This is a genomic window from Mycobacterium sp. ML4, from assembly GCF_054515735.1.
Map to the genome: position 1 here is coordinate 46,445 of NZ_JBTNSY010000034.1, position 6,623 is coordinate 53,067.

A 6,623-nucleotide genomic window follows, 5' to 3' on the forward strand; every position below is an offset into this window, starting at 1 on the left:
CGAGGTCCACAATGGGCCGCAAGCCGGCGCAGAAGACCGGACCTCTGCCAGGAGTAGTGTCGGTCGAACATTGCCGGGAGGCCACATGACCGATGCGGATCAGCGCACTAACGGGCGCCAGCGCGGGTATCGCGCTGTCGAACTGAACGTTGCTGCGCGCCTGGAGAACCTGGCGATGCTGCGCACCCTGGTGGGTGCCATCGGCACCTTCGAAGACCTGGATTTCGACGCCGTGGCCGATCTGCGCCTGGCCGTGGACGAGGCATGCACTCGGCTGATCAGGTCGGCCACCCCCGACGCGATCCTGACTCTGGTGGTCGACCCCCGAGACGACGAACTCGTGGTCGAGGCGTCCGCCGCGTGCGATACCCACGAGGTAGTGGCGCCGGGAAGCTTCAGTTGGCATGTACTGACCTCACTGGCCGACGATGTCCAGACATTCCATGACGGTCGCAAGCCCGATGCAGCGGGCAGTGTCTTCGGCATCTCGTTGACAGCGCGGCGGGCGGCCCCCAGTAAGTGACGGCCAGTTGACAGAGCAAACTGCCGGCGGTTCCAGTTCGCGACCCAACGAATACGCCGATGTCCCGGACATGTTCCGTGAGCTGGCCGGCTTCGCCGCCGGTTCAGCGGAATTCCAGCGTCATCAGGACAAGATCGTGGAGCGCTGCTTGCCGCTGGCCGATCACATCGCGCGGCGCTTCGAGGGTCGCGGTGAACCGCGCGACGATTTGATCCAGGTGGCTCGCGTCGGTCTGGTCAATGCCGTCGTCCGGTTCGATGTCGAAACCGGTTCGGATTTTGTCTCTTTCGCGGTGCCCACCATCATGGGCGAGGTTCGGCGGCATTTCCGGGACAACAGCTGGTCGGTCAAGGTGCCGCGCCGACTGAAGGAACTGCACCTGCGGCTGGGCACTGCTACGGCAGAGTTGTCGCAGCGCCTGGGCCGGGCACCCACCGCGACCGAGCTGGCCGCCGAGCTGGGTATGGACCGCGCCGAGGTGGTGGAGGGCCTGGTGGCCGGCAGCTCCTACAACACCCTGTCCATTGACAGCGGTGGCGGTAACGAGGACGACGACGCCCGCGCGATCGCTGACACGCTGGGGGATGTCGACTCGGGTCTGGACCGTATCGAGAACCGCGAGGCGTTGCGGCCGTTGCTGGAGGCGCTGCCGGAGCGGGAGCGAATGGTGTTGGTGCTCAGGTTCTTCGAGTCGATGACGCAGACGCAGATCGCCGAGCGGGTGGGCATCTCACAGATGCACGTGTCCCGGCTGCTGGCCAAGTCGCTAGCTCGGCTCCGGGATCAGCTGGAGTAGCCGCGGGTGTGCCGATCCGTGGCGTTTTTGCTCAGCGATCGGCAGCACGCCATCCGGGTCGCAGATCCGCAGTAGTCGCGACACGGCCAGGCTGGGCACCATCGCCAAGCGCACATCGGCCGCTGAACACGCCACATTGATCCGGTGCAGAGCCGAAAAGCCGGCAGTGCCAATGAATTTCAGTCCAGAGAGATCGAGGGTCAGCCAACGGCATTGCGTGAGGCAGCGGTCGACGTATTCCGCGAGCTGGTCGGCGTTGGCGGCGTCGAGCTCGCCGTAGGCACTGACCATGCCGTCGCCGTTTTCCCACTGGGCGGTGAAGTCGGCGTTATCGGCTTTCAGCCAGGTTTGGGTCACGGGCATCGTGAACTCCATCAGTCGACGATCATTCGTTGCTGTGGATCACATCGAGCGTGCGAATCGCCGCGGTCAGAAATCGCACCTACAAGACGGTGTTTCCAGGCGGCTGTGAACTCAACCTGCTTTCGACCCTACCCGCGGCGGGCAGGGTCGACAAACGATGCGGCCCTATTCATAGGAAGGGTCGAGTGTGCGGCTGAGGCGAAACCGCCGGCGTGTCGGTCGCCGTCAGCACACACCCGGCGTTGTCCAGCGCTATTTGATCTCGGCAAGCACCGTGCCCTGGGTGATGGCAGCGCCGGGCTCCACCGCCAGGCCGGTGATGACGCCGTCCTTGTGCGCGGTGACCGGGTTCTCCATCTTCATCGCCTCCAGGACGACCACCAGGTCCCCCGCGGCGACTTCCTGGCCTTCCTCGACCGCGACCTTGACCACGGTGCCCTGCATCGGTGCGACCACCGCGTCACCGGAGGCGCCCGCACCGGCGTGCGCGCCCCGCTTGCGCGGCTTGGGCTTGCGGCGCACCACCCCGACGGCGTCGGGCGCGCCGCTGGACAGCGCCAGGTCGCCGGGCAGCGAGACCTCGACGCGCCGGCCGTCGACCTCGACGACCACCTTGTGCCGCGGCCGGCTCTCCTCCTCGTCCACGGGTTCGCCGCCGGTGAACGGCTCGATGGTGTTGTCCCACTCGGTCTCGATCCAGCGCGTGTGCACGGTGAAACCCTCGTCGTCGCCGATGAACGCGGGGTCGGCGACCACAGCACGATGGAACGGGATCACCGTGGCCAGGCCTTCGACCTCGAATTCGTCCAATGCGCGCCGTGCCCGGGCCAGCGCCTCGTGGCGGTCGGCGCCGTACACGATCAGCTTGGCCAGCATCGAATCGAACTGCCCGCCGATCACCGATCCCGTCTCGACGCCGGAGTCCAGCCGCACACCGGGGCCGCTCGGCGGGTGGAACCTGGTCACCGGGCCGGGGGCGGGCAGGAAGCCGCGGCCGGCGTCCTCCCCGTTGATCCGGAACTCGATGGCGTGGCCGCGCGGCGTCGGGTCCTCGGTGATGTCCAGCTTCTCGCCGTTGGCGATCTTGAACTGCTGCAGCACCAAATCGATGCCCGCGGTCTCCTCGGTGACCGGGTGCTCGACCTGCAGACGGGTGTTGACCTCCAGGAACGAGATCAGGCCGTCCTGGCCGACCAGGTATTCGACGGTGCCGGCGCCGTAGTAGTGCGCCTCCTTGCAGATCCGCTTGGCCGATTCGTGGATCTCCTTGCGCTGCGCGTCGGTGAGGAACGGCGCCGGGGCCTCCTCCACCAGCTTCTGAAAGCGGCGCTGCAGCGAGCAGTCCCGCGTGCCCGCGACCACCACATTGCCGTGCTGGTCGGCGATCACCTGTGCCTCGACGTGGCGGGGCTTGTCCAGGTAGCGCTCGACGAAGCACTCGCCGCGACCGAACGCGGCGACCGCTTCGCGCACCGCCGACTCGTACAGGTGCGGGATCTCTTCCAGGGTGCGGGCCACCTTCATGCCCTTGCCGCCGCCGCCGAAGGCGGCCTTGATCGCGACCGGCACCCCGTATTCCTGGGCGAACGCCACGACTTCGTCGGCGTCCTTGACCGGGTCCGGTGTGCCGGGCACCAGCGGGGCCTGGGCGCGGGCGGCGATGTGGCGGGCGGTGACCTTGTCACCGAGGTCGCGGATGGACTGCGGGCTGGGCCCGATCCAGATCAGGCCGGCGTCGATCACGGCCTGGGCGAAGCCGGCGTTCTCCGACAGGAATCCGTAGCCGGGGTGCACGGCGTTGGCGCCGGACTTGGCGGCGGCGTCCAGCAGCTTGCCGAAGTCGAGGTAGGACTCGGCCGAGGTCTGCCCGCCCAGCGCGAACGCCTCGTCGGCCAGCCGGACGTGCGGCGCCTCGGCGTCGGGTTCGGCGTAGACCGCCACGCTGGCCAGTCCGGCGTCCCGGGCCGCCCGGATGACCCGGACTGCGATCTCACCGCGGTTTGCGACCAGAACCTTGGAGATCTTCGAGCTGGCGTGGCTGGGCACTAGCGCCTCCTGTATCGACGTCTTCTTCGCCTGTCGTAGCAGAAACTTCTCTCTAAGAGAATTTCTTACAAGTCTTATCGTGGGCAGTTTATGCGGCGCGCCGCGGACCCGGTCACGCGGTTCCCCATTCAGGCGCCGTCGCGCAGCCGCCTCTTGATTCGCGCGAGCATCGCCGACATGCCACGTAGCCGAAGTGGGCTGATCAGAGCCGCCAGACCCAGCTCTGTGTAGAAATCCTCGGGTACCGCGAGAATCGCGTCGGCCGGTTGCCCGTCCAGTCCGGCCGCCAGTATGGCGGCGAATCCGCGGGTGGTGGGCGCTTCGGCCGGCGCGCTGAAATACAGCCGCACCCGCTCGGGATCGCAAGCGTCGACATGAAGAAACAGCGGTGACTGGCACTCGGGCACCGGCTCCATCGCGGACTCGGCCAGCTCGGGCGGCAGCGCGGGGAGGTCTCCGGCGAACTCCAGAAGGAGCTGCAGTTTGTCCTGACCCTGGACCTCGGCGAAGTCGGACACCACCTCGGCCAGGGGCGCTGGCATGCTCATCAGTTCATCGCCCTGGTGCTTCACCTGGCTCAATACCGGCGACGATCGGCACCCGCACGGTGTTGCCCCACTCGGTCCACGAGCCGTCGTAGTTGCGCACATCCGGCTTGCCCAGCAAGTGGGTCAACACGAACCAGGTGTGGCTGGATCGCTCGCCGATGCGGCAGTAGACGATGGTCTTGTCGTCGGGGCCCAGGAAGTCATACAGCTCTTCCAATTCCTCGCGGCTGCGAAAGCGCCCGTTCTCGTCGGCGGCCTTGCCCCACGGAATGGAGCGCGCGGTGGGGATGTGGCCCGCGCGCAGCGCCCCTTCCTCGGGGTAGTCGGGCATGTGGGTGCGCTTGCCGGTGTATTCATCGGGTGAGCGCACGTCGATCAGCGGCTCACTACCGAGGGCCTGCAGGACGTCGTCTCTATAGGCGCGAATCGGTGCGTCGTTGCGTTGCACGACCGGGTAGCCGGACGACGTCCGGTGTGGGACGTCCAGCGTGGTGTCGCGCCGCTCGGCCAGCCAGAGGTCGCGTCCGCCGTTGAGCAACCGCACGTCAGGCTGGCCGAACAGGGTGAACACCCACAGCGCGTAGGCAGCCCACCAGTTGCTCTTGTCCCCGTAGATCACCACGGTGTCGTCGCGGGCGATGCCCTTGCTGTCCATCAGCGCGGCGAACTGCTCGCCGTTGATGTAGTCGCGCACGCGCGGGTCGTTGAGGTCGGTGTGCCAGTCGATCTTGACGGCTCCGGGGATGTGACCGACATCGTAGAGGAGCACGTCCTCGTCGGATTCGACGATCGCCAGGCCGGGCGACCCGAGGTGGGCGGACAGCCAGTCGGCGGTGACGAGCCGTTCGGGGTGGGCGTAGACCTGCAGGCTGGGGCTTGGATCCGGAGGAAGCGGCACGCCTCAAAGCCTACTCAGTGTTTGCGCACCACCCGTTCGGCCCGGCCGGGCTTCCAGATCGTGATGTCCAGGTGGCCGTCGGCCACCTGCACCGACGACGCTCCGGTGATGTCGACACCGATCAGGTCGAACTCCTGGTCGCGCAGGTCGAGCCCGATGTCGTCGAACAGCGCATCGGCGAAGCGCTGGTGGCGCGCGCCGTACGGGACCAGGTAGGCACGTCCCCACAGCTTCGCATCGCCCTCGGTCACCTGGGTGTCGACGGTGGCGGTGTGCAGACACAACCTCGGATCACGTTGCAGGTCGCGGTATTTGGTGGTGTCGGGCATCCCGGAGATCCACAACTCGTCCTCGAATATCCGGGGCTCCATCGGACTGATCCGCGGGAAGCCGTCGGAGCGCAGGGTGGCCAGCATGCACAGGTTGTGCGCGGCACGATGGCGACGGGCGAAGATTGCAGCGATCCGCGGCGCCGCCGCGACGAACTCGATCCAGGTGGCCATGGTTCGCCAGGCTAGGCCGCGTTCGCCGCCCAGATGTCGCCGACCGACAAACCGCACCGTGCCAGCAGCGAGCGCAGCAGCGGCAGGCTCACTCCGATCACCGTCGACGGATCGCCGTCGACGCCGTCGATGAACCAGCCGCCCAGGCCGTCGAGCGTGAACCCGCCCGCGACCCGCAGCGGCTCACCGCTGGCCAGGTAGGCCTCCAGGTCGGGTTCCGTCGGCGAGCCGAAATGCACCGTGGTGATCGATGTTTGCGCCTCCACCCGGGCGACGCCGTGGTTCTGCATACGAATCAGGCAGTGCCCGGTGTGCAATTGCCCGGCGCGCCCGGCCATCGACCGCCACTGCCGGCGGGCGTCCTCGGTGGAGGCCGGCTTGCCGCACAACTGACCGTCCAGGTAGAGCATCGAATCACAGCCCAGGACAACGCAATCCGCGGTCACGTCGCGCTCATCGAGCAGGTCCGCCACGTGTTCGGCCTTGGCGCGGGCCAGCGCGCGCACCACCTCTTCAGGCGCGGCGCCGGGTCCCAGCGCCGCGATCAGCCCGTCCTCGTCGAGGCCGGAGACCCGCACCAGCGGATCCACCCCCGCCTGACGCAGCACCTTGAGCCGGCCCGTAGAGGCCGACCCGAGCACCAGCCGCGTCATTGGCGCATGTGCGTCATTTCCTGCAGGGTGATGCGCTGCCAGCTGTAGACGGGGTAGCGCAACTTATCGACCGGTAGGCCCCACCGGGACGGCTCGGGCGGGGGCGGCTCCGGCGCGTGGCCGATGGTGCCCAGCACCGCGACCAGCGCGGCCAGCTCCTGGTCGGTGGGGTGCCCGCGCAAGACCTGGAGGTGCGGGTCGTGCGGGTGCGGCGCCTCGGTGCTATCGGTGCCTTCGGCCGGTTCGGTCACGTCAGTCACCTCACTCACAGCAGCTTGATCGTTCATCTCGCT

General features: G+C 67.6%; 9 protein-coding genes. 2 read left to right on the plus strand and 7 right to left on the minus strand.

Features of this window, described 5'->3' with window-relative positions:
* The first annotated feature begins 85 nt into the window (after window positions 1-85).
* On the plus strand, window positions 86-523 hold the full coding sequence (locus ACX9NE_RS26645) for an ATP-binding protein (protein ID WP_459364629.1): 438 nt from the start codon (window positions 86-88) through the stop codon (window positions 521-523).
* Window positions 524-530: 7 nt separating this feature from the next.
* Entirely contained in the window at window positions 531-1,319 is a 789-nt protein-coding gene (locus ACX9NE_RS26650) for an RNA polymerase sigma factor SigF (RefSeq protein WP_459364628.1), read from the plus strand.
* Here the strand turns inward: ACX9NE_RS26650 and ACX9NE_RS26655 are convergent.
* The 7 genes from ACX9NE_RS26655 to ACX9NE_RS26685 form a co-directional block, all read right to left on the minus strand.
* Window positions 1,290-1,694 carry an STAS domain-containing protein gene (locus ACX9NE_RS26655; RefSeq protein WP_459364627.1) on the minus strand — a complete coding sequence of 135 codons (405 nt, stop codon included), beginning with the start codon at window positions 1,692-1,694 and terminating at the stop codon, window positions 1,290-1,292. The genes ACX9NE_RS26650 and ACX9NE_RS26655 overlap by 30 nt on opposite strands.
* Window positions 1,695-1,934: 240 nt before the next feature.
* Window positions 1,935-3,728: an acetyl/propionyl/methylcrotonyl-CoA carboxylase subunit alpha gene (locus ACX9NE_RS26660; protein ID WP_459364626.1), complete on the minus strand. Its 1,794-nt coding sequence runs from the start codon at window positions 3,726-3,728 to the stop codon at window positions 1,935-1,937.
* Between the two features lie 128 nt (window positions 3,729-3,856).
* Window positions 3,857-4,276, minus strand: coding sequence for a SufE family protein (locus ACX9NE_RS26665; protein WP_459364625.1), 420 nt, complete (start codon window positions 4,274-4,276; stop codon window positions 3,857-3,859).
* 4 nt (window positions 4,277-4,280) lie between these two features.
* Window positions 4,281-5,174 (minus strand): sulfurtransferase, encoded by an 894-nt coding sequence (locus tag ACX9NE_RS26670; protein WP_459364624.1) that lies wholly within the window; start codon window positions 5,172-5,174, stop codon window positions 4,281-4,283.
* A gap of 14 nt (window positions 5,175-5,188) precedes the next feature.
* Complete coding sequence (locus ACX9NE_RS26675) at window positions 5,189-5,677, minus strand: pyridoxamine 5'-phosphate oxidase family protein (RefSeq protein WP_459364623.1); 489 nt, start codon at window positions 5,675-5,677, stop codon at window positions 5,189-5,191.
* Window positions 5,678-5,688: 11 nt separating this feature from the next.
* Window positions 5,689-6,330 (minus strand): Maf family protein, encoded by a 642-nt coding sequence (locus ACX9NE_RS26680; protein WP_459364622.1) that lies wholly within the window; start codon window positions 6,328-6,330, stop codon window positions 5,689-5,691.
* Window positions 6,327-6,623: acyl-CoA carboxylase subunit epsilon (locus tag ACX9NE_RS26685; RefSeq protein ID WP_459370853.1), on the minus strand; the 297-nt coding region annotated here is incomplete at its 5' end. The genes ACX9NE_RS26685 and ACX9NE_RS26680, both read right to left, overlap by 4 nt.

Coding starts and splice junctions, on each gene's coding strand:
- ACX9NE_RS26645 (WP_459364629.1), top strand. CDS start 86: ATGACCGATGCGGATCAGCGCACTAACGGGCGCCAGCGCGGGTATCGC.
- ACX9NE_RS26655 (WP_459364627.1), bottom strand. CDS start 1,694: ATGGAGTTCACGATGCCCGTGACCCAAACCTGGCTGAAAGCCGATAAC.
- ACX9NE_RS26665 (WP_459364625.1), bottom strand. CDS start 4,276: ATGAGCATGCCAGCGCCCCTGGCCGAGGTGGTGTCCGACTTCGCCGAG.
- ACX9NE_RS26675 (WP_459364623.1), bottom strand. CDS start 5,677: ATGGCCACCTGGATCGAGTTCGTCGCGGCGGCGCCGCGGATCGCTGCA.
- ACX9NE_RS26680 (WP_459364622.1), bottom strand. CDS start 6,330: ATGACGCGGCTGGTGCTCGGGTCGGCCTCTACGGGCCGGCTCAAGGTG.